30 protein-coding genes are annotated in these 24,994 nt (G+C 74.2%); 16 read left to right on the top strand and 14 right to left on the bottom strand.

All coding sequences use genetic code 11. The features are described 5' to 3' along the window. Positions 1-312: 312 nt before the first annotated feature. From FHX81_RS01530 to FHX81_RS01555, 6 genes are all read right to left on the bottom strand, one after another. On the bottom strand, positions 313-861 hold the full coding sequence (locus FHX81_RS01530; protein ID WP_141974859.1) for a winged helix-turn-helix transcriptional regulator: 549 nt from the start codon (positions 859-861) through the stop codon (positions 313-315). A gap of 4 nt (positions 862-865) precedes the next feature. Next, the gene (locus FHX81_RS01535) at positions 866-2,077 is read right to left on the bottom strand and encodes an acyl-CoA dehydrogenase family protein (protein ID WP_141974860.1); all 1,212 of its coding nucleotides are present in this window, start codon (positions 2,075-2,077) and stop codon (positions 866-868) included. Continuing rightward, positions 2,077-3,084 (bottom strand): phosphotransferase family protein, encoded by a 1,008-nt coding sequence (locus FHX81_RS01540; RefSeq protein WP_141974861.1) that lies wholly within the window; start codon positions 3,082-3,084, stop codon positions 2,077-2,079. Before FHX81_RS01540 ends, FHX81_RS01535 begins: the two co-directional genes overlap by 1 nt. Further along, entirely contained in the window at positions 3,081-3,722 is a 642-nt protein-coding gene (locus FHX81_RS01545; RefSeq protein ID WP_141974862.1) for an HAD family hydrolase, read from the bottom strand. The genes FHX81_RS01540 and FHX81_RS01545 overlap by 4 nt, the downstream gene beginning before the upstream one ends. 69 nt (positions 3,723-3,791) lie before the next feature. Continuing rightward, positions 3,792-4,316, bottom strand: coding sequence for a DUF6886 family protein (locus FHX81_RS01550; protein ID WP_141974863.1), 525 nt, complete (start codon positions 4,314-4,316; stop codon positions 3,792-3,794). Between the two features lie 222 nt (positions 4,317-4,538). Then, complete coding sequence (locus FHX81_RS01555; protein WP_141974864.1) at positions 4,539-4,973, bottom strand: Hsp20/alpha crystallin family protein; 435 nt, start codon at positions 4,971-4,973, stop codon at positions 4,539-4,541. Between the two features lie 112 nt (positions 4,974-5,085). On the opposite strand from FHX81_RS01555, the gene FHX81_RS01560 reads away from it, so the two are divergent. Beyond that, positions 5,086-5,655, top strand: a complete 570-nt coding sequence (locus FHX81_RS01560; protein WP_141974865.1) for an HSP18 transcriptional regulator — start codon at positions 5,086-5,088, stop codon at positions 5,653-5,655. Between the two features lie 393 nt (positions 5,656-6,048). On the opposite strand, the gene FHX81_RS01565 is transcribed toward FHX81_RS01560, so the two are convergent. Both FHX81_RS01565 and FHX81_RS01570 read right to left on the bottom strand, forming a co-directional pair. Further along, positions 6,049-6,933, bottom strand: a complete 885-nt coding sequence (locus tag FHX81_RS01565) for a S66 peptidase family protein (protein WP_141974866.1) — start codon at positions 6,931-6,933, stop codon at positions 6,049-6,051. Further along, a complete protein-coding gene (locus FHX81_RS01570; RefSeq protein ID WP_141974867.1) occupies positions 6,930-8,843 on the bottom strand; it encodes a S9 family peptidase in 1,914 nt (637 codons plus the stop codon). Before FHX81_RS01570 ends, FHX81_RS01565 begins: the two co-directional genes overlap by 4 nt. 128 nt (positions 8,844-8,971) lie before the next feature. Here FHX81_RS01570 and FHX81_RS01575 point away from each other — a divergent pair, with 128 nt between their 5' ends. The 8 genes from FHX81_RS01575 to FHX81_RS40210 all read left to right on the top strand — a co-directional run bounded on the left by FHX81_RS01575 (position 8,972) and on the right by FHX81_RS40210 (position 15,275). Continuing rightward, positions 8,972-9,538: a DUF3090 domain-containing protein gene (locus FHX81_RS01575; protein ID WP_073893192.1), complete on the top strand. Its 567-nt coding sequence runs from the start codon at positions 8,972-8,974 to the stop codon at positions 9,536-9,538. Positions 9,539-9,546: 8 nt separating this feature from the next. After that, positions 9,547-10,341, top strand: a complete 795-nt coding sequence (locus FHX81_RS01580; RefSeq protein ID WP_141974868.1) for an SCO1664 family protein — start codon at positions 9,547-9,549, stop codon at positions 10,339-10,341. A 75-nt stretch (positions 10,342-10,416) separates the two neighbouring features. Then, on the top strand, positions 10,417-10,890 hold the full coding sequence (locus FHX81_RS01585; protein WP_141974869.1) for a GNAT family N-acetyltransferase: 474 nt from the start codon (positions 10,417-10,419) through the stop codon (positions 10,888-10,890). Next, positions 10,887-11,651 carry an aminoglycoside phosphotransferase family protein gene (locus FHX81_RS01590; protein ID WP_141974870.1) on the top strand — a complete coding sequence of 255 codons (765 nt, stop codon included), beginning with the start codon at positions 10,887-10,889 and terminating at the stop codon, positions 11,649-11,651. Before FHX81_RS01585 ends, FHX81_RS01590 begins: the two co-directional genes overlap by 4 nt. 11 nt (positions 11,652-11,662) lie before the next feature. Beyond that, positions 11,663-12,469, top strand: coding sequence for a DUF3097 domain-containing protein (locus tag FHX81_RS01595; RefSeq protein WP_141974871.1), 807 nt, complete (start codon positions 11,663-11,665; stop codon positions 12,467-12,469). A gap of 40 nt (positions 12,470-12,509) precedes the next feature. Then, positions 12,510-12,935, top strand: coding sequence for an NfeD family protein (locus FHX81_RS01600; protein WP_141974872.1), 426 nt, complete (start codon positions 12,510-12,512; stop codon positions 12,933-12,935). A gap of 70 nt (positions 12,936-13,005) precedes the next feature. After that, positions 13,006-14,163, top strand: a complete 1,158-nt coding sequence (locus FHX81_RS01605) for an SPFH domain-containing protein (RefSeq protein WP_141983659.1) — start codon at positions 13,006-13,008, stop codon at positions 14,161-14,163. Positions 14,164-14,243: 80 nt separating this feature from the next. Further along, positions 14,244-15,275, top strand: a complete 1,032-nt coding sequence (locus FHX81_RS40210) for a hypothetical protein (protein WP_170231882.1) — start codon at positions 14,244-14,246, stop codon at positions 15,273-15,275. A 40-nt stretch (positions 15,276-15,315) separates the two neighbouring features. Here FHX81_RS40210 and FHX81_RS01615 read toward each other — a convergent pair whose 3' ends face one another. After that, positions 15,316-16,680, bottom strand: coding sequence for an amidase family protein (locus FHX81_RS01615; protein ID WP_141974873.1), 1,365 nt, complete (start codon positions 16,678-16,680; stop codon positions 15,316-15,318). A gap of 36 nt (positions 16,681-16,716) precedes the next feature. Further along, positions 16,717-17,091 (bottom strand): DUF1707 SHOCT-like domain-containing protein, encoded by a 375-nt coding sequence (locus FHX81_RS01620; RefSeq protein ID WP_141974874.1) that lies wholly within the window; start codon positions 17,089-17,091, stop codon positions 16,717-16,719. A 100-nt stretch (positions 17,092-17,191) separates the two neighbouring features. Between FHX81_RS01620 and FHX81_RS42545 the strand changes: the two genes are divergently transcribed. Further along, positions 17,192-18,073: a pentapeptide repeat-containing protein gene (locus FHX81_RS42545; RefSeq protein ID WP_141974875.1), complete on the top strand. Its 882-nt coding sequence runs from the start codon at positions 17,192-17,194 to the stop codon at positions 18,071-18,073. Positions 18,074-18,088: 15 nt separating this feature from the next. Here the strand turns inward: FHX81_RS42545 and FHX81_RS01630 are convergent, their stop codons facing one another. Then, positions 18,089-18,601: a CGNR zinc finger domain-containing protein gene (locus tag FHX81_RS01630; protein WP_141974876.1), complete on the bottom strand. Its 513-nt coding sequence runs from the start codon at positions 18,599-18,601 to the stop codon at positions 18,089-18,091. Between the two features lie 234 nt (positions 18,602-18,835). Here FHX81_RS01630 and FHX81_RS01635 point away from each other — a divergent pair, with 234 nt between their 5' ends. Then, positions 18,836-19,522, top strand: coding sequence for a TetR/AcrR family transcriptional regulator (locus FHX81_RS01635; protein WP_141974877.1), 687 nt, complete (start codon positions 18,836-18,838; stop codon positions 19,520-19,522). On the opposite strand, the gene FHX81_RS01640 is transcribed toward FHX81_RS01635, so the two are convergent. After that, a complete protein-coding gene (locus FHX81_RS01640) occupies positions 19,427-20,314 on the bottom strand; it encodes a ferredoxin family protein (protein ID WP_141974878.1) in 888 nt (295 codons plus the stop codon). The genes FHX81_RS01635 and FHX81_RS01640 overlap by 96 nt on opposite strands. A gap of 143 nt (positions 20,315-20,457) precedes the next feature. Between FHX81_RS01640 and FHX81_RS01645 the strand changes: the two genes are divergently transcribed. Both FHX81_RS01645 and FHX81_RS01650 read left to right on the top strand, forming a co-directional pair. After that, a complete protein-coding gene (locus FHX81_RS01645) occupies positions 20,458-21,156 on the top strand; it encodes an alpha/beta fold hydrolase (RefSeq protein WP_141974879.1) in 699 nt (232 codons plus the stop codon). Beyond that, positions 21,144-21,857 (top strand): SDR family oxidoreductase, encoded by a 714-nt coding sequence (locus FHX81_RS01650; RefSeq protein WP_141974880.1) that lies wholly within the window; start codon positions 21,144-21,146, stop codon positions 21,855-21,857. Before FHX81_RS01645 ends, FHX81_RS01650 begins: the two co-directional genes overlap by 13 nt. Here FHX81_RS01650 and map read toward each other — a convergent pair. After that, entirely contained in the window at positions 21,817-22,611 is a 795-nt protein-coding gene (gene map / locus FHX81_RS01655; RefSeq protein ID WP_141974881.1) for a type I methionyl aminopeptidase, read from the bottom strand. The two genes, FHX81_RS01650 and map, sit on opposite strands and share 41 nt — an antisense overlap. 53 nt (positions 22,612-22,664) lie before the next feature. Between map and FHX81_RS01660 the strand changes: the two genes are divergently transcribed. Beyond that, positions 22,665-22,922 carry a helix-turn-helix domain-containing protein gene (locus FHX81_RS01660; protein ID WP_141974882.1) on the top strand — a complete coding sequence of 86 codons (258 nt, stop codon included), beginning with the start codon at positions 22,665-22,667 and terminating at the stop codon, positions 22,920-22,922. Next, positions 22,922-23,527 carry a class I SAM-dependent methyltransferase gene (locus FHX81_RS01665; RefSeq protein ID WP_141974883.1) on the top strand — a complete coding sequence of 202 codons (606 nt, stop codon included), beginning with the start codon at positions 22,922-22,924 and terminating at the stop codon, positions 23,525-23,527. The genes FHX81_RS01660 and FHX81_RS01665 overlap by 1 nt, the downstream gene beginning before the upstream one ends. Before the next feature lie 8 nt (positions 23,528-23,535). Here FHX81_RS01665 and pip read toward each other — a convergent pair whose 3' ends face one another. Then, the gene (gene pip / locus FHX81_RS01670; RefSeq protein ID WP_141974884.1) at positions 23,536-24,480 is read right to left on the bottom strand and encodes a prolyl aminopeptidase; all 945 of its coding nucleotides are present in this window, start codon (positions 24,478-24,480) and stop codon (positions 23,536-23,538) included. Positions 24,481-24,523: 43 nt separating this feature from the next. Between pip and FHX81_RS01675 the strand changes: the two genes are divergently transcribed. Next, positions 24,524-24,991: a MarR family winged helix-turn-helix transcriptional regulator gene (locus FHX81_RS01675; protein WP_141974885.1), complete on the top strand. Its 468-nt coding sequence runs from the start codon at positions 24,524-24,526 to the stop codon at positions 24,989-24,991. The last annotated feature ends 3 nt before the right edge of the window (positions 24,992-24,994 follow it).

The following is a 24,994-nucleotide window of genomic DNA, read 5'->3' on the forward strand; positions in this document are numbered from 1 at the left end:
ACAACGAGGCCGCCAACCAACCCCCGCCCTCGTGCCCCGCCGGACGCCGCCCCTCACCGGCACGCCCACCACGGCGCCCCGGCCTCGGGATGCCGCCGCCCGGGCAGCCCACTCGGAGGTGGCCGCCAGCCGGGCCCGAACGCACCTGCGCGCGTTGATCAGGCACGACCAGCGGGCACCTGCTCGCCAGGGTGCGCACGCTCGGGGCCGCGCCACCGCTCTCCCGTGTCCTGCCGTGCGGCCATCGATGCCCACGAGCCCTCGGCGCCGGCTCGCTTCCGTGCGATGCGGTTCTCACCGTCACCGCCCGGCTCACCCCGCGGCGGCGCCCGACCCCATCGCGTGCTGCCGGATGTCGAGCGGATCGGCCTGGGTGTGGTGGCGCTGTGCGGCGGGTCGCGTGCCGGAGTGGTGGATCGGTCGGGGATCGGTCGGGCCCGTTGCGTCGAGCCGGTCGTGGTCGGGTTGGCTCGGATCGGGTTGGCTGGGATCGGACGCGGTGGGGTTCGGGGTGCGGTCGGTGGTGGGGTGGGTGGCGGCTGCGTGCCTGGCGTCGAGGAGGTCGCCGGTGTGTTCCTCGGCCCAGGCGGCGAGCGCGCGGACCGGGGTGAGGAGCGAGTGGCCGAGGGCGGTGAGGGTGTGCCAGCCGTCGTCGCTGGTCAGCAGGCCGTTGCTGCGCAGGCGGGCCAGGGTTTGGGTCAGCATCTTGTTGCTGATGCCGCCGATGCGGTCCAGCAGTTCGCCGTAGCGCAGCGGTCCGTCGCCGAGGGCGACGACGACCACCACCGACCAGGTGTGCCCGACGACCTCCAGGGTCGTGCGGGCGGGGCAGTCGGCGAGGAACACGTCGTAGTCGCTCACCCCGTCACAAATACCGCTTGAGCTCTCGCTTCGCCAACGACATCCGGTGCACCTCGTCGGGACCGTCGGCCAGGCGCAGGGTCCGCGCCGAGGCCCACAGCTCGGCCAGCGGGAAGTCCTGGCTCACCCCGCCCGCGCCGTGCGCCTGGATCGCCTTGTCCAGCACCCACTCCGCCATCAGCGGCGTGCCGATCTTGATGGCCTGGATCTCGGTGTGCGCGCCCTTGTTGCCGACGGTGTCCATCAGCCACGCCGTCTTGAGCACCAGCAGCCGCGCCTGCTCGATCCGCACCCGAGACTCGGCGATCCACTCCTGCACGACGCCCTGGTGCGCGATCGGCCGGCCGAACGCGACCCGCGAGATCGCACGACGGCACATCAGCTCCAGCGCGCGTTCGGCGATGCCGATCAGCCGCATGCAGTGGTGGATGCGGCCCGGGCCGAGGCGCGCCTGGGCGATCGCGAAGCCCTCGCCCTCGCCGGCGATGAGGTTGTCCGCGGGCACCCGGACGTTGTCGAAGACGATCTCGGCGTGCCCGCCGTGGGAGGCGTCGGTGTAGCCGAAGACGTGCATGCCGCGCTTCACGTGCACGCCTGGCGTGTCGCGCGGCACCAGGATCATGGCCTGCTGGCGGTGCCGTTCGGCGTCGGGGTCGGTCTTGCCCATCACGATGAAGATCGCGCAGTGGGGGTTCATCGCGCCCGACGACCACCACTTGCGGCCGTTGATGACGTACTCGTCGCCGTCGCGCACGATGCTCGTGGCGATGTTGGTGGCGTCGGAGGACGCGACGTCCGGCTCGGTCATGCAGAACGCGGACCGGATCTCGCCGTCCAGCAGGGGCCGCAGCCACTGCTCCTTCTGCTGCTCGGTGCCGAACATCGCCAGCACCTCCATGTTCCCGGTGTCCGGCGCGGCGCAGTTGAGCGCCTCGGGAGCCAGGTGCGGGCTGCGGCCGGTGATCTCGGCCAGTGGCGCGTACTGCAGGTTCGTCAGACCGCCGCCGTGCTCGGGGTCGGGCAGGAACAGGTTCCACAGGCCCTGCCTTCGGGCTTCGGCCTTGAGCTCCTCCAGCACCGCGGGACGGGCCCACGGGTCCTCGGCGTCGCGCAGCTGCCGCTCGGCGACCGGTTCGGCGGGGTAGACGAACTCGTCCATGAACCGCAGCAGCTTCTCGCGCAGTTCCTCGGTCTTGGCGTCGTAGGCGAAGTCCATCAATGCTCCCCTGAGGTCGCGGCGAGTCCCTGCCGGACCAGCGGCAGGGTGAGTTGGCCGATCTGGTCGAACCCCGCGCCCACGGTCTTGCCGCGGGTGAAGCGGAAGTGGATGCCTTCGAGGATCACGGCGAGCTTGAAGTAGGCGAACGCCGTGTACCAGGCAAGACCACTGGTGTCGGCGCCGCTGCGCTCGGCGTAACGGCGCACCAGCTCGTCGGTGCTGGCGAACCCGGGCAGCGTGGGCACGGTGCCGGTGATCGGGTCGTCCTCGTGCGCGCCGACGCCGTTCCAGTACACGCACAGCAGGCCGACGTCGGCCAGCGGGTCGCCCAGCGTGGCCATCTCCCAGTCCAGCACCGCGCTGATGTTCAGCGGGTCTTGGGTGACCAGGACGTTGTCCAGCCGGTAGTCGCCGTGCACGATCGTGTCGCGGGCCGAGTCGGGGACGCTGTCGGCGAGCCGGTCGCGCAGGTCGTCGATGCCGGGCAGGTCGCGGCTGCGGGAGGCGTCGAGCTGCTTGCCCCAGCGGGCGACCTGGCGCTCGAGGAAGCCGTCCGGTCGGCCGAAGTCGGCCAGTCCGACGTCCTCGGGGTCGACGGCGTGCAGGTCGGCGAGCACGTCGACCAGCCGTTCGGACAGCGCGCGGGCCTGGTCCGGGGTCAGCCACGGGCACTGGTCGCGGTGCCGCAGCGCCACCCCCGGTACCTCTTCCATCAGGTAGAACGGGGCGCCGATGACGTCGGTGTCCTCGCACAGCAGCTCGACCCGCGGCACGGGCACGGCGGTGTCGGCCAGCGCTTTGATGACCCGGTGCTCGCGGGACATGTCGTGCGCGGTGGCCAGCACGTGGCCCAGTGGCGGCCGGCGCAGCACCCAGCGCCGGCCGCCGTCGGTGACGCGGTAGGTCAGGTTGGACCGCCCGCCGGGGATGAGTTCGCCGGTCAACGGGCCGGTGCCCAGGTGGGTGGCGAGCCGGTCGAGGTCCAGGCCGGGCAGTTCGGTCATGCGGCGACTCCCCTGAGCTGGGCGATCACCGCACGGGTCGTGTCGGCGTCGGTGTGCCGGTGCGCGTGCAGGCCGACCGCCTGCGCCGCTTCGACGTTGACCGGCGCGTCGTCGAAGAACGCGCACCGGTGTGCGGGCAGGCCGATCCGGTCGAGGGTGTGCTCGAAGATGCGCGGGTCGGGCTTGCGCAGGCCGATCCGGCCGCTGATCACGATCGTGTCGAACAGCTCCAGCAGCAGTTCTTCGGGGTAGCCCTCGCCCCAGCTGTTGGACAGCAGCACGGTCCGCAGGCCGTCGGCGCGCAGTTCGCGGACCAGGTCGACCATCTTCGGGTCGGGGTGGGCGCTGCCGAACATGCGGCGCAGCAGGCCTTTCGACGCCACCTCGCGTCCGTCGAGGGTGATCAGCTCGGCGGCCAGGAGCGCTTCGAACTCGGCGGGCGTGAGGTCGCCGGTCTCGAGTCGGTCCACCGGGTTGTCGGGGGCCGCTTCCCGGCCCATCCAGGTCCGCATGGTCCGGCCGTAGTGACTCCGGTCGATGTTCTCCGAGGTCAGCCAGTCGTCGATGAAGGCGGGCACGGAGACCGTGAGCACGCCTCCCCAGTCCAGCACCACCGCGTCGATGCGCCGTTCGTCCACGTCGCGAGGGTACCGACCGGTCGGTATGTCGGCAACCCTCCCACGCGGCGACGCACGGGTCCGGGTCCGTCAGTCCGGTTCGGGCATGGCGTTGCGCAGGCGGATGCCGCTGAAGGCGAGGGTGCTCGTGGTGACCCGACGCCAGAAGGGCCACAGGTTGGCCGTCAGTCGCAGTTCGATGCGGGCGTCCTCGTGCAACGCCGGCAGGTCGCCCACGGGCTCGGGCGGGCCAAGTGGGTCGACCGGCTCGGTGGCGACGTGCGCGTGGGGCGGGTCGCCGAACGGCCGGAACGCCCCGGCGTCGAACCGGTAGGCGTACAGGCGTGTCGTCCGCATCCGGCTCAGCCAGCCGATCTCGATCGCGTGCACCCGGCCCGCGCCCAGCCACGCCCGGTCCTCGGCGGTGGTGGCGGGTTCCACCCACGCCATCGCACGCGGGCACTGGCGAGGGAACCAGTAGTCGGGGGCTCGTGCGTGGTCCACGGCCCACACGTAGGCCCCGGGTTGTCGGGCGGTGGCGGCGACGTGCGGGCGGAACCGGGTGATCGTCGGGTCTTCGGAGAAGTGCAGCACTTCCCCCGGTGCCGGTCGCATGGCCGACGATCCTGCCGGCGGGCGACCGGCCCGATCCGGCGACTCGCCGCGCCGGACCCGCCGCCCGGTCCGTGTCGGGTGTCGGTGCGGTCGGGAGCGCCTGCGTGCGCTGCCGCCCTGGTGTTGTCGTGGCGGTGTTGTCGTGGTGGTGGTCGGATGACGTGCGTCGGGCCTACCTGCCGTAGACCCGGCGCACATCCGGTATCCGACGGCGGTGGACGGTCAGGCGTTGATCTCCTTCGGTGCGCCGTCGGTCTGGCCGATGGCGATCTTGCGCGGCTTGGCCTTCTCCGCGATCGGGATGCGCAGCGTCAGCACGCCGGAGTCGTAGTCGGCCTTGATCCGGTCGGCGTCGAGCGAGTCGCCGAGGAACAGCTGGCGCGAGAACACGCCCAGCGGACGCTCGGACAGCTGCATCTCGACGTCGTCGGTGCGGTTGGGGCGCCGCTCGGCCTTCACGGTGAGCACGTTGCGCTCGACGTCGAGGTCGATGGCGTCGGGCGTGACGCCGGGCAGGTCGAACTCCACCACGAACTCGTCCCCGGTGCGGTAGGCGTCCATCGGCATGGGCGTGGGCCGCGACCAGGTGCCCGGTCCGGTGAAGAACTGCTGCGCCAGCCGGTCCAGCTCGCGGAACGGGTCCGTGCGCATCAACATCGGGAACACCTCCTGGTCTGTGTGGTCAATGCGCTGGTGTTGCGCTGCCGACACAGTTGTAGCACGTCGTCAATCCGTTGACAACCCCGAATGTCGTCAGTAAGTTGACGCCATGGCGATCGGGGACTACGAGACCGTCCGAGCGGCGGCGACGGGGGAAGACCTCAGCCCGGGGCAGGTGCTGTCCGCGCTGGTCCTCCTGCGGCGGTTGCGCGACGAGCTGGCCGGGTGGGAACCACAGCTGATCGCCGCGGCGCGGGAGCTGGGCACGAGCTGGGCGGAGCTGGCGCCCGCGTTGGGCGTGGCCAGCAGACAGGCGGCGGAGCGCCGGTACCTGAGGTTGCGCCCGTCGGACCTGGGCGCGACGGCCGAGGGCCGCGTGCGTGCCGAACGGGACAAGCGGGCGGCCGACCGCGCGGTGTCGCGGTGGGCGCGCGACAACGCCGCGTCGCTGCGCAGCCTCGCCGGACAGGTGGGGCGGATGGACGTCGTGGTGCGGGAGGCGTTGGCGGAGGACGACGCGGTGGCGTTGCTGGAGCCGTTGACGGCGGCGCTGGCCAAGCTGCGGGGCTCCCACCCGGACCTGGCCGCCGAGGTCCAGGCCGTCAGCGACCGGGCGGAGGAGGTGCGCCGCGACACCCGGACCTTGCGGGAGAACCAGCCGCTGCGCGACGACCGCTGACCCGAGGGCCGGCGAGGTGGTGTGGCGTCGGCGGCTGGGTGTGCCGCTGTCCAGCGGCGGGATCCCCGGCAACCGGTGGGGCACGAGCTTGGACGGCCACCGGCTCGACCTCGCGACCCACTTCGCCGGCCCGGGCGCGGTGTGCGCGGTGGACCCGGCCACGGGCAGCGGGTGCTGTGCCGCCGCGTCACCGGCCGACGGCGGCACACCCCGGCATCAGCTCGCCGGGTCACGGCCCGGCGGTGACCAGCAAGTCCCGGCCTGGTCCCGAGAAGGAGGCAACGACGGCGGACCGCGGGCGCACTCGGCGCGGGCACGGCCGGGTGCTGTGGACCTACGACACGATCCGGGACTTCACCGGCGTCAACGGCCGGCCCGGTCGAGGCGGCACGGTCACGCCCGCACGGTCACCGTGCCGGTGTCGCCGTCGATCTCGACGGGCACGCCCAGCGGCACGGTGAGCTGACCCGCGCAGTGCCCGAACCGGACGTCGGCGACGATCGGCACGCCGAGGCCGCCCAGTCGGTCGGCGAGCACGGCGGACGGGTCGCCGCACCCCGTCCACGAGCCCAGGACGAGCCCGGCGACCTGGTCGAACCAGCCCGTCCGCAGCAGGCCGGTGAGCATCCGGTCGAGCCGGTAGGGCTCCTCGTTGACGTCTTCGAGCAGCACGACCGCGCCGGGCGGTGGCGGCGCGGTCAGCAGGCTGAGGTTGCCGCCGACGGCCGGGCCGCGGGCCACACCCCCGACCCGACCGACCCCGCGGTAGGCCGTGACGCCGGTGAACAGGGCGGCGCGGAGCCGTTCGCGGGCCTCGGCGTCCTCCACGAACGCCCGGGTGCCGACCATCGGCCCGAACCACGTGGGCAGGCCGTGCGCCCAGAACCGCTCGTGCAGCACGGTGGTGTCGCTGGAGCCGACGAACACCTTGCGGTGCGCCGCGAGGGCGGTCCAGTCGACCAGGTCGACCATGCGCAGGCTGCCGTACCCGCCGCGGGCGCACAGCACGGCGGCCGCGGACGGGTCGAGCCAGGCCTGTTCGAACGCACGCGCGCGGTCGGCGTCGGTCCCGGCGAGGTAGTCCAGCGTCGGGTGGGTGTCCAGGGCATGGGCGTCGACCCGCACGTCCAGTCCCCACGTGCGCAGCCACGCCGTGCCCGCGTCGAGGAGTCCGGCCGCGCACGGCCCGGCGGGGCTGACCACCACCACGCGGTCGCCTGGGCGCAGCCGGCCCGGCCCGGGGGCGACCGCGGCCGCCCCCGGCGCGTCGGACGTCACCGGCGCAGCTCCAGCACCGGCACGCCCTCGGGCGTGAACCCGAACACCTGCCCGTAGAACGACAGCTCGGCCTGCAGCGCGGCCACGATGGTCTCGGCCTTGCGGAACCCGTGCTGCTCGCCCTCGAACGTGAGGTAGGCGTGCGGGATGCCGCTGCCGTCCAGCGCCGAGGCGAACCGGTCGGCCTGCTCGGGCGGGCAGATCTCGTCCTCCAGCCCCTGCAGCAGCAGCACGGGCCCGGCCAGCCGGTCCACGCGGTGCGACGGCGACCGCTCGGCGTACCGGTCGGCCGTCGCGGGCCACGGCCCGACCAGGCCCTCGACGTAGCGGGACTCGAAGTCGTGGGTCTCGCCGCCCGCGCCGGTCCAGCCGGCCAGGTCGAGGATGGGGAACGCGACCATGCCGCACCGGTAGGTCTTCACCGAGGTCAGCGACGCCGCGGAGGTCCAGCCGCCGGCGCTGCCGCCGCGGATGGCGAGCCGGTCGCCGTCGGCGGCACCGGAGTCGGCCAGCGCCTGGGCGACGGTGGCGCAGTCCCGCACGTCGACCACGCCCCACTGCTCGCGCAGCCGTTCGCGGAACGCCCGCCCGTAGCCGGTGGAGCCGCCGTAGTTGACCGCGACCACGCCGATCCCGCGGCTGGTCAGATAGGCCAGTTCCGCGTCGAGCACGGCCGACGAACGGCCGGTGGGCCCGCCGTGGACGTGCACGACGAAGGGCGGTTTCTCGTCGTCGGGCCCGGCGAAGTCGGGGTTGCGCGGCGGGTAGACGTAGGCGGGGACGTCGCCGTCCGGTCCGCGGAACACGCGTTCCTCGGGCACGGGAAGGTAGTCGACCGGCAACGCGGACTCGCCGGAGGTGTGCTCGGTGAGCACGCCGGTGGACAGGTCCAGCGACACGACGGCGGACTCGGCCAGCGGCCCGGCGGCGCCGCTGACGACCACGCCGTCGTGCACGGCCAGGTGCGCGTGCCAGACCGGCAGGTCCACGTCGACGTCGGTGACGGTGCCGCTGCGCTCGTCGAGCACGGCCAGCGCGCCGGAGCGCAGCACGGCGTAGCGGCCCGCGCCGATGGCGGCGAACCAGCGGTTGCCCAGCCGCCACATCGGCCCTCCGAGCTCCTCGGCGCACGGCGCGAGGTTCTTCGCCGTGCCGTCCAGGCCGATGCGGAACAGGTTCCACCAGCCGTCGGGGTCGGTCAGCGCCAGCAGCGAGTCGCCTTCCCACTCGACCTGGCACACGGCCTCGGTCTCCCCGCCGGCCAGCACGCGGTACTCGGAGGAGCCGACCTCGGCCACGCACAGCTCGGTGCCGTCCCACGGCATGCGCGGGTGGTCCCAGCCGATCCAGGCGTAGTGGCGGCCGTCGGGCGAGAGCCGGGGCCCGGTCATGAAGTGGTGGCTGGCGGCGAGCACCCGAGGCGGCGAGCCGTCCAGCGGCAGCGCGACCAGGTCGCGGCGCACGTCGGTGCGCGCGTCACCGGTCACGGTCTCGCGCACGCACCACACCTCGGCGTGGCCGGGCCCGGCGGTGAGGTCGGCGTAGCGGTGACCGTGGTGGCGCTCGGGCTCGGGGCTGAGCGGGACGGGCCGCGGGTCGTCGGGGTCGAACACGTAGACGCGCTGGTCGTCCCAGTTGGTGAACGCCACGCGCGTCCCCTCGGGGGTGTCCAGCACGACCCACGGCCGGCCGCCGTACTCGTGGACGCGGTTGCGCGCGTTCCACGGCGGCGGCAGCAGGTCCTGCCCGTCGCGCACCAGCGCGACCCGGCCGCCCTCGGCGGGGCGTCCCTCGGCCCACCAGGGGCGACCGTTGTGCAGGTCGACCCAGTGCAGGCCCCCGCCGGCGGCGGCGGCGTCGGCCGCGCCGATGGGCGATGTCCACGTTCCGTACGGTGCGATCTTCACCACGCGGCGACCTTAGCGGGGCGCGCGGCGGACCGGTCGGCGCCGATCGGCTCCGGTGGCGTTCGCCGTCGGGGAAAAGCGCGGGGGCAGGGCTGCCGATCTTGCACGCGTGGCCTAGGGTCTTCGTTGTCATGGCACGCGTCATCCACGTATTCCGCCAGCCCGACCGGTTCGTCGCCGGCACCGTCGGGCAGCCTGGCGAGCGCACGTTCTACCTGCAGGCCTCCGAGGAGGCCCGGCTGGTCAGCGTGGCGCTGGAGAAGCAACAGGTCGCCGTACTCGCCGAGCGCATCGGCTCGCTGCTGGAGGAGGTGCACCGGCGCTTCGGCGCGGAGGTGCCCGACGCGGTCCCCGAGGACCTCCGGGACACCGAACCGCTCGCGGTGCCGGTCGAGGAGGAGTTCAAGGTCGGCACGATGGGGCTGGGCTGGGACGCCGAGTCCCGGGCGGTGGTCATCGAACTGCTCGCGATCACCGAGGAGGAGGTCGACGAGGCGGTGGTGCTCGACGACACCGAGGAGGGTCCGGACGCCGTGCGGGTGTTCCTGAGCCCGGTGGAGGCGCGGGCGTTCGCCGAGCGCGCCGACCGGGTGGTGCGGGCGGGCCGCAAGCCGTGCCCGTTGTGCGCGGAGCCGTTGGACCCGGAGGGGCACGTGTGCCCGCGGCAGAACGGCTACCGTCGTTCGGACGAGGGCTGAGCGCGGCGGTGGGTCCGGCTGACGACGGGGTGCTCGAGCTGCTGCGGCGCGGCCGCATCGAGGTCGAGGGCCGGTTGGTGGACGCGTCGAACGCGACGTTGTTCTGCGGGATCGCGCTGGACGGCGTGACCGCGCAGTGCGTGTACAAGCCGGTGCGGGGCGAGCGGCCGTTGTGGGACTTCCCCGACGGCACGCTGGCGGGCCGCGAGGTGGCGACGTTCCTGGTGTCGGAGGCGGCCGGGGTGCACCTGGTGCCGCCGACGGTGCTGCGGGAGGGTCCGTTCGGGTCGGGCATGGTGCAGCTGTGGGTGGAGACCCGCGAGGACGACGACCTGGTGGACATCGTGCCGGTGGACGAGGTGCGGCCGGGGTGGCGTTCGGTGTTGCGGGCGCACGACCGGTACGGGGAGCCGGCGGTGCTGGTGCACGCCGAGCACCCGCGGGTGCGGTTGATGGCGGCGTTCGACGTGGTGGTGAACAACGCCGACCGCAAGGGCGGTCACGTGCTGCACGCGGTCGACGGCGCGGTGTACGGGGTGGACCACGGGATCTGCCTGCACTCCGACGACAAGCTGCGCACGGTGCTGTGGGGCTGGTTGGGCGAGGAGCTGCCCGAGGAGGCGGTGGAGGCGCTGCGGCGGCTGCGGTCGGGGCTGGACGGCGGGTTGTCGGACCGGCTGCACGAGCACCTGACGCGCGCGGAGGTGCGGGCGTTGACCGAGCGGGTGGAGAAGCTGCTGGCGGCGGGGGTGTACCCGGAGCCGTCCAACGACTGGCCGGCGATCCCCTGGCCCGCGTTCTGACCGGGGCGAACCCGCCGGGCGGATCCGGGGAGGGGGATCTTCTTCCGGGGCGGGTCGGTGTTGTGTACTTGCCGCGTGGGCGTCGAACTGCGCGAGGTGACCGCTGCCGACGTGTTGGCGTTCTTCGAGCACCAGCGCGATCCGGAGGCGGTGCGGATGGCCGCGTTCACGTCGGCCGACCCGTCGGACCGGGCGGCGTTCCTGGTGCGGTGGGCGCGGATCCTGGCCGACGACTCGGCGGTGGCGCGGACGGTGGTGTTCGACGGCGAGGTGGTGGGTCACGTCGCGCGGTTCACCCGGTTCGGTGAGCCGGAGGTGACGTACTGGATCGACCGGGAGCACTGGGGCAAGGGGTTGGCGACGGCGGGGTTGGAGCTGTTCCTGCGGTCGGAGCCGCGGCGTCCGCTGTACGCGCGGGCGGCGGTGGACAACCTGGGGTCGCTGCGGGTGCTGGAGAAGTGCGGGTTCGTGGCGGTCGGCGAGGACGTGGGGTTCGCCGAGGGGCGCGGTGAGGACGTGGAGGAGTTCATCCTGAGGTTGGACCGGTGACGGGGTCGCTGTCCGACCGCATGGCGCGGCGGTTCGGCCCGGGGGTGCGGTCGTGGCTGTCCGGGCTGGACGTGCTGGTGGCGGGGTTGTGCCGGGACTGGGGCCTGCGGGTGGTGCGGCCGCTGTCCGGGGGCACCTCGCACGCGGTGTGGTGCACGCGCGACGGTGAGCCGGTGGTGCTGAAGGTGACGCCGGAGCCGCCGATCGCGGCGCAGGAGCTGGCGGCGCTGCGGGCGTGGGAGCCGTCGCCGCGGATGGTGCGGGTGCTGGCGGCCGACCCGGCGCGGGGCGCGTTGCTGCTGGAGGGCCTGGTGCCGGGCACACCGGCCGCGGACGGTCCGGGGTTGGCCGAGGTGCTGCGCGAGCTGCACGTGGCGCCGCCGGAGGGGTTCCCGCCGTTGAGCGAGCGGGTGGACTTCATCTTCGGTGTGCTGCGCCGGCGGCACCCCGGTGACCACGACGCGGCGCACGCGCGGGCGGCGGAGCTGGCCCGCGACCGGGTACCGGCCACGCTGCTGCACGGTGACCTGCACTTCGGCAACGTGCTGGACGCGGGTGCGCGCGGGTCGGTGGCGATCGACCCGCGGCCGTGCGTGGGCGACCCGGCGGTGGACGCGGTGGACTTCGCCTACGCCTCGCCGGATCTGCGTGACGGGATCGAGCGCTGGTCGGCGGTGGTGGACGGCGACCGGTTGGCGGCGTGGTGCGCGGTGTTCGCCGGGTTCTTCCCCGAGCACCCCTCGGTGGCCGCGGGCCGGTAACGTCGCCGGCCGTGCGATCACACGACTACGGCCGCGACGTGCTGTCGGGCCGCAAGCGCAGGACGGTGCCCGAGGTGGTGGCCGAGGTCGGCCTGGTGGCGGAGGACCCGGCGTCGGGGTTCTGCGGCGCGGTGGTGCGCTTCGAGCACGGCCAGGTGGTGCTGGAGGACCGGCAGGGGCGGCACCGGTTGTTCCCGCTGCGCCCGGCGGGGTTCCTGGTGGACGGGCAGCCGGTGACGTTGGTGCGGCCCGCGCCCTCGGCGGCGGCACCGGCGCGCTCGGCGTCGGGGTCGGTGAGGGTCGAGGGGTTGCGCGCCCGCACGGCCCGGGACAGCCGGATCTGGGTGGAGGGCGTGCACGACGCGGAGCTGGTGGAGCGGGTGTGGGGGCACGACCTGCGGGTGGAAGGCGTCGTGGTCGAGCCGTTGGACGGGGTGGACGTGCTGGCCGACCGGATCGCGGAGTTCGGCACGGGCCCGGGGCGGCGGCTGGGTGTGCTGGTGGACCACCTGGTGGCGGGCAGCAAGGAGTCGCGGCTGGTCTCGGCGGTCCGGGACGACAACGTGCTGGTCACCGGTCATCCGTACGTGGACGTGTGGCAGGCGGTGAAGCCGTCGTCGGTGGGGATCGCGGCGTGGCCGGTGGTGCCGCGGGGCGTGCCGTGGAAGGAGGGGGTGTGCGCCGCGTTGGGCTGGGGTGAGCCGTGGGAGGGGTGGCGTCGGGTGCTGGCGGGGGTGTCGGGGTTCCGGGACCTGGAGACGCCGTTGATCGGCGCGGTGGAGCGGTTGATCGACTTCGTGACCGAGCCGGCGGCCTGAAACACCCACCGGCGGTCGCGGAAAGTGCGAGGATGGAGCGGTGGCCGCGCTGATCTGGTTGGTCCTCGGTGTCGTCCTGGTGGCGGCCGAGATCCTGTCGGGCGACTTCGTGCTGGTCATGCTGGGTCTGGCCGCGTTCGGAGCGGCGGGCGCGTCGGCGTTGGGCGCGGACGCGGTCATCAGCGCGATCGTGTTCGGCCTGGTGTCGTTGGGGCTGGTGGCGGGCGCGCGGCCCGCGATCAAGCGCCGGATGGCGCTGGGGTCCGGGCACAAGTCGGGCGTGGAGGCGCTGGTGGGCAGCACGGCCATCGTGGTGTCCACTGTGGACGGCCACGGGGGTAGGGTGCGCATCGGCGGCGACGTGTGGTCGGCGCGGTCGTTGGACCGCGAGGTCATCGAGCCCGGCGCCGAAGTCACTGTCGTCGAGATCTCGGGCGCGACGGCAGTGGTGCTGTCCGGGGCCTGAGTGGAGGCGGGGAGAGTTGACCACGACGCTGATCGTCATCGCGGTCCTGGTGCTGTTCGTGCTGGTCGTCATGGTGAAGTCGGTGCTGGTGATCCCGCAGGCCACGGCCGCGGTGATCGAGCGGCTGGGCCGGTACCGCACGACCGCCGCGCCGGGGTTGAACATCCTGGTGCCGTTCTTCGACCGGGTGCGGGCGCGGATCGACCTGCGCGAGCAGGTGGTGTCGTTCCCGCCGCAGCCGGTGATCACCCGGGACAACCTGACGGTGTCGATCGACACGGTCGTCTACTTCCAGGTGACCGACCCGCGGGCGGCGGTGTACGAGATCTCGAACTACATCGTGGGCGTGGAGCAGTTGGCGACCACGACGCTGCGCAACCTGGTGGGCGGGATGAGCCTGGAGGAGACGCTGACCTCCCGTGACCAGATCAACAACCAGTTGCGCGGTGTGCTGGACGAGGCGACGGGCCGGTGGGGCATCCGGGTGGCGCGGGTGGAGCTGAAGGCGGTCGACCCGCCGCCCTCGATCCGGGACTCGATGGAGAAGCAGATGCGCGCGGACCGGGAGAAGCGCGCGATGATCCTGAACGCGGAGGGCCAGCGGGAGGCGGCGATCAAGTCCGCGGAGGGTCAGAAGCAGGCGCAGATCCTGTCGGCTGAGGGCGCGAAGCAGGCGGCGATCCTGGGCGCGGAGGCCGAGCGGCAGTCGGCGATCCTGCGGGCGCAGGGTGAGCGGGCGGCCCGGTACCTGCAGGCGCAGGGTCAGGCGAAGGCGATCGAGAAGGTGTTCGCGGCGATCAAGGCGGGCAGGCCGACGCCGGAGGTGCTGGCCTACCAGTACCTGCAGACGTTGCCGCAGATGGCGCAGGGTGACGCGAACAAGGTGTGGCTGGTGCCGTCGGACTACGGCAAGGCGCTGGAGGGGTTCGCGAAGATGCTGGGCGCGCCGGGCGAGGACGGCGTGTTCCGCTACGAGCCGCCCGCCTACGAGCAGCCGGCGACGTCGGCGCCGGAGCGGGACGACCCGTCGGTGGCGGACTGGTTCGACACGGCGCCGGACCCGGCGGTGGCCGAGGCGGTGCGCGCGGCCGAGGCGGTGGCGCGCAAGGAGGTGCCGGGGCCGTTGGAGCAGCCGTCGGTGGAGCGCGGGGCGGACGTCGGCGCGTTGGGGTCGGGGTCGGTGGCGCGTGAGGTGGGTGCCGGGGAGGCGGGGCAGCCGCGGGAGTGACCGGCCGCGGTTGGTGATCTTGGACGCAGTGGTGGGGCGTCGGCGTGGGTGCCGGCGCCCCTTTCGCGTGGTCGGGGCGGGTGATCACGGGATGGGCGTCCGGGTGGGGTCTCGTGGGGCGGGTCGGGGTGCGGTTGGATGGCGCGGTGGACGCTTTGGCGGGTCGTGCGGCGGCCGCGTTGGCCCGTGTCGACGTTCCGTGGTCGGTGCGGTGGGACGAGTTGGCGGCGGTGGTGGCGGAGCTGTCGGCGGTGGTGCGGGCCGGGTCGGGTGCGTCGGTGGCGCGCGAGCTGGTCGAGGTGCTGGTGTCGGCGGCGCAGGGCGGGGCGCGGCGGGCGGCGTTGGCGGGGTTGGTGGACCGGGTGCTGGACCTGCACGCGGTGGCGTGTGGCGGGGCGCCGGTGGACGGGCGGGAGCTGGCGGCGTGGCTGTTGTGGTTGCAGACCGGGTTCGCCGAGCCGCCGGAGGTGCGGTTGGCGGCGTACGCGTCGGCGTTGGGCGAGGACGGGTTGGCGTTCTACCGGGAGCGGGCGGTGGCGCGGTTCGAGCGGTTGCCGGTGATCGGGTTCGGGGAGACGGGGCGCTACGACCGGGAGCGGTGGGCGCTGCTGCGGGTGATGGAGGAGCTGGCCGAGCACACCGGTGACGTGGACCTGCAGGTGGTGGTGCTGTCGAAGGACCTGTCGTCGGGGTGGCACTACCTGCAGGTGGCGACGGTGTTGCGGGACGCGGGCCGGTCGGCGGAGGCGGTGGCGTGGGTGGAGCGGGGGTTGGCGGCCACGGGTGGGCGTGGGGCGGCGACGCGGTTGGTGGACTTGGGGGTGGACGAGTGCCTGCGCGCGGGGTGGGTGCGGCGGGCGGTGGGGTTGCGGCGGAGGGCGTTCGAGGCGCATCCGGGGTGGGAGGGGTATGCGCGGTTGCGGGCGGTGGCGTCGTCGGCGGGTGACTGGTCCGCGGTGTGCGAGGAGGTGTTGACGGGGCTGGTGGGGGTCGCGGACGAGGTGTTGTGGCAGGTGGTGGAGGCGGAGTCGGCGGTGCCCGGTGGTCCGCCGGGGTGGGTGGGGCGGTTGCGGGCGGAGCTGGTGCGGCGGCGGGGGACGGGCGGGTCCTGAGCGTTGACCTCGGGGGTGCTGGACGTGGGGCTCGCGGGGGTCAGGGGTGGCGGTCGGTCCAGGGGTGGGCGCGTTCGAGTTGACCCGCGGCGGTGAGGATGGTGCGGTCGTCGTCGGTGGCGGCGACGAGTTGGACGGCCAGGGGCAGGCCGGTGCTCGTGTGGCCGGCGGGGACGGCGGCGGCGGGGTTGCCGGTGATGTTCCACAGCGGCAGGAACGTGGTCATGCGGGCGGCGGCGAGCAGGGCGGCGAGGGTGGGGCGTCGGTCCCACTCGCCGATGCGCAGGGGTGGCCGGGTCAGCACGGGGGTGAGCAGCAGGTCGTGCTCGGCGAACAGCCGGTCGGTGGCGCGGGTGAGCCGGGTGGTGTGGGCCAGGGCGGCGCGCACGGCGGGTGCGGGCAGGGCGCGGCCCAGGGCGGCGACGGCGCGGGTGCGGGCGTCGAGCCGGTCGGGTCGGTCGAGGGCCTGTTCGGTGGTGGCGGCGCTGTGCAGGTAGCGCACGGCGAACCCGGCGGGTCCGGAGATGTCGTGCAGGTCGCGGTCGACGCGGGTGACGTCGTGGCCGAGGTCGGCGAGCAGGCCGGCGGTGTCGAGCACGGCGTCGCGGACCTCGGGGTGGACACCGATGCCGGGGCCCCAGGTGCGCAGGGACACGGCGATGCGCAGGCGGCGGGTGTCGGTGACGGCGGCGGTGTGGTCGTGGCCGGGGTCGAGGACGTCGAGCAGCAGGGCGGCGTCGGCGACGTGGCGGGTGATGGGTCCGGCGACGACCAGGCCGTTCCAGACGTCGCGGTCGGGGGTCAGCGGCACGCGGTCGCGTTGGGGTTTGAGGCCGAACAGGCCGGTGCAGGCGGAGGGGATGCGGATGGAGCCGGCGCCGTCGGTGCCGATGGCGGCGCCGACCAGGCCCGCGGCGACGGCGGCGGCCGAGCCGCCGCTGGACCCGCCGGGTGAGTGGTCGGGTGACCAGGGGTTGCGGGTGGCGCCGGCCCAGGTGGACTCGGTGTGGGGCCACAGGCCGAGTTCGGGCATGCGGGTGCGGCCGACGATGACGGCGCCGGCGGCGCGCAGGCGGCGGACGATCTCGGCGTCGTCGGGGGCGGTGGTGTCGACGGCGGCGGTGCCCTTGGTGGTGGGCAGGCCGGCGAGGGCGAGGTCTTCCTTGACCGCGACGGGCACGCCGAGCAGGGGCGCGTCGTCGCCGCGGGCGCGGCGGGCGTCGGCGTGGTCGGCGTCGGCGAGGGCGCGGTCGGTGAACACGAGCCGGAACGCGTTGAGGCGCCGGTCGTGCCGGTCGATGCGGCGCAGGCACTCGGCGACGAGGTCGCGCGAGGTGAACGCGCCCGATCGGAGCAGTTCGGCCTGTCGGGCGGCGCCCGCGAAGCACGCGTCGGTCAGGTCCATGGGGCGGACTCTAGGGCAGCGGCGGGCGGGTGTGGATCAGGCGGCGGGGGTGATCGGGGTGTGGCGGCGTCGGGCGCGGTGCACGAGCAGGGCGATCAGCAGCAGCGGCCACGGGAAGGGCAGGGGTGAGGCGATCCAGGCGGCGGTGAGCAGCAGCGCGAGAACGGGCAGCAGTGGTGGCCGTGTGCGGGCGGGCGGGGCGGGCGGGGCGGGCGGTGGTGGTGGGGCGGGCAGGTCGGCGGTGAGGGCGGCGAGGTCGTGGTGGTGCACCGCGGTGTAGGCGGCGGTGATGCGTTCGTCGGCTTCGGCGAGGGTGAGGCGGCCTTCGCCGACGGCGTCGCGCAGCCGGGCGGCGGTGTGCTCGCGGTCGGCGTCGGAGGCGCGCCGGGGCGGGGTGTGGGTCGGTTCCATGTCGTCGATGCTCCGGGTGGGTGCGTGTCGCGGCATCGGCCACGAAGCGGTGACGGGAAGTACGTCCGTGGACGTACGCGGGACGGGCATGATCGGGGGTATGTCGTCGTGGCTGATGCCGGTGGCGGTGGCGGTGGTCATCGTCTGGATTGGCGTGCGCCATGCGCGCGCGTCGCGTTCGGAGACGTTGTTGGACGACCACGCGCGGCGGCGGGTGGGGCCGGGTGCGCAGGTTCCGGGGCCGGTGTCGGTGTGGCGGGAGGCCAACCGGTTGTTCCGGGCGGGTGAGCGGGAGGGGTTGTTGTTGCTGGCCGAGATCGGCCGGCAGGCGCCGAAGCGGCGGCAGGCGGTGGTGACGACGTGGTTGGCGGCGTTGCGGGGCGGGGTGAGCCTGGGGTTGGACGCGCCGTGGCGGGTGGCGGTGCAGCGGGAGCTGGTGTCGCACCTGCGGCCGGGTGCGGATTTCTGGCCGGGGATGGACGTGGTGGCGCCGGGGGCGATCCTGGTGGACTTCGACCTGTCGGGGTGCCGGGTGAACCGGGTGGACCTGACGGGCGCGGTGTTCGTGGGTGACGCGCGGTTCGAGGCGATGACGGTGACGGGGGACGCGACGTTCGCGGGTGCGCGGTTCCTGCGGCACGCGGTGTTCACCGAGGCGTTGTTCGCGCGGTCGGCGTCGTTCGGGTTGGCGGTGTTCGCGGGCAACGTGTCGTTGCGGGCGGCGCAGGTGGCCGACCAGTTGGTGTTCGCGCGGGCGAAGGTGTCGGGGCGGGCGGACCTGCGGGCGGCGGAGGTGTCGGGGCGGGCGGACTTCCGGCACGTGCGGTTCGGGGGTCGGGCGCTGTTCGCCGAGGTGGTGTTCCAGCAGGACGCGTGGTTCCGGCACGCCTGGTTCCGGGGTCGGACGGACGTGGGGGCGGCGTTGATCGGCGAGGCGGCGGAGTTCGGCAACGCCCGCTTCGGCCGTCGCGTGATGCAGTAGGTCCGCCCGGTCGGGTCAGGCGGTGCGGGTGCGGTGGTCGGCGACGTGGACGCGGTTGGCGCAGCGGGTGGTGCAGAAGCGGCGGCGGCCGTTGCGGGAGGTGTCGACGTAGACGGTGCGGCAGCCGGGGCGGGCGCAGCGGCCGAGCCGTGCGAGGTCGGCGCAGACGGCGTGGGCGAGGCCGGCGGCGGTGAAGGCGCGGACGCGGTGCGGTGTGGGTGCGTGTTCGGGGGCGAAGTGCAGGTGGGGCGGCCGGTCGTCGTGGGTGGAGATGTAGGGCTTGGCGGCGGCCTCGGCGAGCAGGTCGTTGACCAGGTCGACCTGGTCGGGGGTGTGGTCGAACACGGGTGAGAGGCGGGCGGCCCAGGCGGTGAGCTCGCGGGCCTGGTGCTCGTCGAGGTGGCCGAGGGGTTTGTAGCCGTGGTCGCGCAGCAGGGTGAGCAGGTCGTCGGCGGTGCTGTCGGGGTCGGCGTTGACGAGGGCGGCGGCGAGTTCCGCCGCGGCCCCACCGTAAGGGTTGAAATGCACTGAACCATGACATCACGCTGGTGGGGTGAACACCAGTTGCCCTTGTTGCGGGTGGCCCAGTGCCGAGCGTGTGTATCCGGTGTCGTCGCACGGGACGGTGGATTACGTGCGGTGCGTGTGCGGGGTGTGGCTGGTGGTGGAGTCGGGTCGGGTGGTGGCGGCGGCGGGCCGGCCGGTGTGATGTGGGCCGGGCGGGGTGATGGGTCGGCCGTGATCGGCTAGGGTCCCGTCCCCGTGACGAGCCGTCGGGACCTGCTGTGCGACTGTGCGATCTCGGTGTTGGCGGCGGAGGGCGGCCGCGGGTTGACCCACCGGGCGGTGGACCGGGCGGCGGGGGTGCCGGAGGGCACGACGAAGAACTACTTCCCGTCGCGGGACGCGTTGTTGGGCGCGGCGGCGGCGCGGATGACGGCGTTGCACGCGGCGGCGGTGCGGCGGTTGCGGGAGACGACGCCGGAGCGGATCACGCCCGCGGACGTGGAGCGGCTGTACCCGGCGTTGTTGCGGCGGGCGGTGGTGGAGGACCCCACGCAGTTGTTGGCGATGGCGGAGCTGTACCTGGAGGCGGTGCGGCGGCCGGGTGTGCGGGCGGCGTTGGGGCGGATGGCGGTGTCCAACGCGCGGGCCGGCGCGGGGTTGCACGCGGCGGCGGGGTTGTCGAGCACGGCCCGGGACGCGGGTTTGCTGGACGCCTACTTCCTGGGGGTGGCGGTGTCGTTGCTGGCGTTGCCCGAGGAGGCGTTGCGCGAGGTGGGCCTGGACGACCCGGAGGCGGTCGGGTCGGGGTTGTTCCGGGCGGCGGTGCCGGACCGGGATCGGGCCCGGTCAGGAGACGGGGACGAGTCGGCGCACCGCGGTGGCGACGAGCCCGGTGGCGGGGGTGGGGGCCGCGCCGCAGCCGGCGGGCCGGCTCACGGGTAGCTCGGCGGTGTCCACGGTGACGTGCCAGGCGCGGCCGTCGGCGTGGTGGACGGTGTCGCCGCGCACGGTGAGCACGTCGCGGTGCTCGCCGATCAGGTCGCGGACGGCGAGTTCGGCGACCTGGCCGTGCGCGGTGTGGGTGGAGCGGCCGCGGCAGCGTTCGGTGACGACGTGGCCGCGGGCGGCGTGGTCGAGCAGGCGGGCGGCGAAGTCGGTGTCGAGGCGGCCGTAGGTGTAGCCGCCGGGCAGCAGCACGCCGGTGGGGGCGAAGCGGTGGCCGCCGGTGTGGGTGCACTCCCAGACGGCGTCGGGTCGGGTGGCGGCGAGGTCTTCGGCCAGCGGCCGGCCGAGCAGGGCGCAGCAGACGTCGCGGCGGCTGTTGGCGCACACCATCAGCAGCGGGTCGGCGACGGCGACGCCCATACCGGTGGGTTCCCCGGCGGCCAGGGCGGCGAAGTCCAGGTCGAGCAGGGCGGCGGGATCGGCGAGGTCGGCGCGTTCGAGCCGGGGCCGGCCGGGGGTGGTGGCGGCCAGGTAGACGCGGCGGGGCGCGTCGTGGTGGGTGTCGGCGTGACGGCCGGGGCGGCGGATGAGCAGCACGCGGACGTCGGTGTCGGCGGCGCGGCGGGCGAGTTCGGCGCCGAGGGCGGGGTCGAGCCTGCTCTGGGTGAGGGCGTCGCGCCCCCAGGGTCCGGGTTGCTCGAGGCAGATCCAGGCGGCGGCGGTGGCGGCGGTGCCCGCTTGGGGTTCCTCCAGGTCCGCGGAGATCGCGGCGCAACGCGGCTCGGTCACGTCCCCAGGGTGCCCTGGCGGGGCCGTTCGAGTGACACCGGGGTGCGGATTCACGCGTTCGGGCGGCTTGTGGTGGCGCTGGGTGCGTGGTGTTCGCGCTGGGTGGACGCCGTCGGGGGCGCCGGGGTCGTAGGTTCGGGGTCATGATGATCACGGGTGAGGCGTCGGGCGTGCGGTTCGTGGCCGCGCCGCCGGCGCGGGGCGGTCGGCGGCTGGTGGTGGTGTGGCACCTGATGGGCGAGCCGGGCACGCCGGAGGCGATGGCGGAGGCGATGCCGTTGACGGGGGTCGACGCGTGGCGGCTGTACGCGGCGTTGCCGCCCTGGGGCGAGGGCGCCGACCAGGTGGTCGACGGGTACGCGGCGATGGTGGAGTCGGCGGTGGCCGCCATGCCCGCGCTGGTCGGGGCGGCGCGGGAGCGCTGGGGGTGCGAGCACGGGCCGGTGGACCTGGTGGGCGGTTCGGCGGGCGGGCACATCGCCCTGACGACGGCCGTGCGGGGCGTGGTGCCGGTGCGGCGGGTGGCCGTGGTGAACCCGGCGGTGCGGGTGGAGGCGGTGGTGCGGGCGTCGATCGACGGGGGCGCGATCGGGTCCTACACCTGGACGGACGCGGCGCGTGCGGCGGTGGAGCCGTTGGACGTGCTCGCGCGGGCCGCCGAACTGGACGTGCCGCTGCTGGTGCTGCGGGGCGAGGAGGAGTACCCGGCGTTCCGGCCGGTGCAGGCGGCGTTGTGCGCGGCGGCTCCGCGCGCCCGGCTGGTGGACGTGCCGGGGCTGGCGCACATGCTGGTGACGGCACGGGACGTGGTGGACGCGGAGGTGACGGCGTGGCTGGCCTGATCGTGGTGACCGGCGGGAGTCGGGGCATCGGCGCGGCGGTGGTGCGGCGGGTGGCCGCGGACGGGCACCGGGTGGTGATCGGCTACCGGGCCGCGGCCGCTCGGGCCGAGGCGTTGGCGCGGGAGGTGGGCGGGGTCGCGGTGCGGGCCGAGGTGTCCGACGAGGCGGACGTGGACGCCCTGTTCGACGCCGCCGCCGCGCTGGGGCAGGTGACCGGGGTGGTGATCAACGCCGGCATCACCAGCCCGGTGGGCCCGTTGGCGCAGCTGCGGGTGCAGGACCTGCGGCGCGTGGTCGACGTGAACGTGGTGGGCGCGTTGCTGTGCGCGCGGCGGGCGGCACGGGACCTGGTCGCGGGCGGGTCGATCGTGTCGCTGTCGTCGGCGGCGGCGACGTTGGGCTCGCCGAACGAGTACGTGCACTACGCGGCGAGCAAGGCGGCGGTGGACGCGATGACCGTCGGCCTGGCCAAGGAGCTGGGACCGCGGGGCGTCCGGGTCAACGCGGTGGCGGCGGGCACGGTGCGCACCGCGATCCACGAGCTGTCGGGCGTGCCGGACCGGCCCGACCGGGTGGCGTCGGTCATCCCGCTGGGCCGGCCGGGCGAGCCGGCGGAGATCGCCGAGGCGGTGGCGTGGCTGCTCAGCGACGCCGCGTCGTTCACGACGGGCGCGGTGCTGCGGGTCGCCGGAGGGCTGTGAGCACGCGCGGCCCGTCCTCGGTGACGGCGACGGTGTGCTCGACGTGGGCGGCGCGGCTGCCGTCGACGGTGTGCAGGGCCCAGCCGTCCTCGGCGGCGTAGTAGGCGTCGCGCCCGCCGGCGTGGAACATCGGTTCGATCGCGATGGCCATGCCGGGGCGCAGGGTGAGACCCCGGCCGGGCACGCCCTCGTTGGGCACGCCGGGCGGCTCGTGCATGGCGCGGCCGATGCCGTGGCCGCCGAAGTCGGCGGGCATGCCGTAGCCGGCGGCCCGGCCGATCGCGCCGACGGCGTGGGAGACGTCGCCCAGGCGCGCGCCGGGCACGGCGGCGGCGATCCCGGCGTCCAGCGCGCGCCGGGCGGTGTCGACGAGCAGCAGGTCCGCCGGGTCGGCCGACCCGACCACGAAGCTGATGGCGGAATCGCCGTGCCAACCGTCCAGGTGGGCGCCGCAGTCGATGCTGACCAGGTCGCCGTCGCGCAGCCGGTAGCCGTCGGGGATGCCGTGCACGATCAGGTCGTTGACCGAGGCGCAGATGACACCGGGGAACGGGGTCGGCGCGAACGGGGGCAGGTAGTGCAGGAACGACGACCCGGCCCCGGCGTCGCGGATCACCCCGTGGGCGATCTCGTCCAGCTCCAGCAGCGACACCCCGACGCGGGCGTGCTCGCGGACCGCGGTCAGCGCGTCCGCCACCACGAGGCCGGCGGCGCGCATCGCGTCCAGTTCGCCGGGGCTCTTCAACTCGATCACCACGTGCTCCCACCGCGCTGCCGGTATTTCTATCCTGGTATTAGTATCACGGCATGGTGCGACAGCCCCTCACCCAGTCCGACCGCGACCGCGGCGAACGCCTCGGCGAGCTGCTGCGCCGGGCCCGGGGGCAGCGCAGCACGGTCGAGGTCGCCGCGGCCGCCGGCATCTCCGTGGAAACCCTGCGCAAGATCGAACGCGGCCGCGTGCCCACCCCCGCGTTCTTCACCGTGGCGGCGCTGTGCGACGCCGTCGGACTGTCCCTGGACGGCCTGTCACGGGCCCTGGAACCACAGCGGCTCTCCGCGTAGTGGAGCACTTCGTCCGCTCGGCGACCACCGCGCGGCCCGTGCCGCTGACCCCGGACATCGTGCTGCACACCGCCGACGACGTGACCGCCCTGTGGGAGCGCACCGGCGCACCCGAACCACCGTTCTGGGCGTTCCCGTGGGCCGGCGGCCAAGCCCTGGCCCGGCACGTGCTCGACCACCCCGGGCTCGTGGCCGGCCGCCGCGTCCTCGACCTCGCCTCCGGCTCCGGCCTGGTCGCCGTCGCCGCCGCCCGCGCGGGCGGCCTGGTCACCGCCAACGACATCGACCCGGTCGCCGCGACCGCCATCGCGCTCAACGCCCGCGCCAACGACGTCACCGTCACCATCACCACCGCCGACCTGCTCGACACCGAACCCGACACCGACGTGCTGCTCGCGGGCGACGTGTTCTACGACCGCGACATGGCCGCCCGCGTCGAACCGTTCCTGCACGCCGCGCACCGCCGCGGCACCCTCGTGCTCGTCGGCGACCCCCACCGCTCCTTCATGCCCCGCGGCTGGACCCGCGTCGACGCCTACCCGGTGCCGGTTCCCCGCGACCTGGAAGGCGTCGAGGTCCGCACCACCACCGTCTGGCGCCCCTGACCCGACCGTCATCGCCGCGCGAACCGGTCCGTCGCCGCCACCACCGCCTCCGCCATCCCCGGGTCCGACGCCGCGTGCGACGCGCCCGGCACCACCACCAACTCCGCGTCCGGCCACCTGCGGGCCAGCTCCCACGCCGTACCCAGCGGACCCTGCAGGTCCAGCCGACCGTGCACCAGGATCGCCGGGATGCCGCGCAACCGCTCCACGTCCCGCATCACCTCACCGTCGGCCAACCACACCCGGTGCCGGAAGTAGTGCGCGCACAACCTCGCGAACGCCATCCGCCACGCCGGATCCGCCATCCGCGGCCCCGGCCGGTAGTCCGGGTCCAGCGACACGATCGAGGACTCCCAGTCCGTCCAGTCCGTCGCCGCCTTCCCCCGCACCGCCGGGTCCGGGTCGTTGAGCAGCGCGTCATAGGCCGCCACCAGGTCCGTCGCACCCTCGCCCGCACCCTCCCGGAACCTCGCCCACTGCTCCGGGAACAACATCCCCAACCCGTGGTACAGCCAGTCCAGCTCCGCGTACCGGCTCGTCGTCACCGCCACCAGCACGACCTCCGTCACCCGGTGCGGGAACGACTGCGCGTACCGCAACCCCAACGTCGAACCCCACGACCCGCCGAACACCATCCACCGCTCGATGCCCCGGTGCTCCCGCAACCGCTCGATGTCGGCCACCAGGTGCGCCGTCGTGTTCACCGACAGGTCCGTCGAGTACTCGCTCGCGTGCGGCCGACTGCGCCCGCTCCCGCGCTGGTCCATCAGCACGACCCGGTACGCCCGCGGGTCGAACTGCCGCGCCGCGCCGGGGGAGCAGCCCGTGCCCGGACCGCCGTGCAGGTACACCACCGGCTTGCCCTCCGGGTTGCCGCACTCCGCCCAGAACACGAGGTTGCCGTCACCGACGTCCACCATCCCCTGCGCGTACGGCTCGATCTCCGGGTACATCCACCCCTCCTCACGGATACAACAGCACTGTTACATTAGGGGAGTGGACCACACACCCGCCGGCCAATTCCTCGGCACCCGCCTGCGCCACCTCCTCGACCTCCTCGAAACCGACGTCGCCCGCGTCTACACCGACCTCGGCCTCCCCGACTTCCGCCCCCGCTACACCCCGGTCATCCGACTCGTCCACACCAGGGGACCCCAGTCCATCCGCGACCTCGCCGACACCATCGGCGTCACCCACTCCGCCATCAGCCAGACCGTCAACCAGATGCGCCGCGACGGCCTCGTCGACCTCAAACCCGGCGACGACGCCCGCCACCGCATCGTCCACCTCACCGACCACGCCCGCACCCTGCTCCCCACCCTCCACGCCGAGTGGACCGCCACCACCGCAGCCGCCCGCGACCTCGACACCGAACTGCCCTACCCCCTCACCACCCTCATCGACGCCGCCCTGCGCGCACTGGGGGACAAACCCCTGCGCGACCGCATCACCGAACACATGTGAACG

This window comes from Saccharothrix saharensis, assembly GCF_006716745.1.
GTDB lineage: Bacteria > Actinomycetota > Actinomycetes > Mycobacteriales > Pseudonocardiaceae > Actinosynnema > Actinosynnema saharense.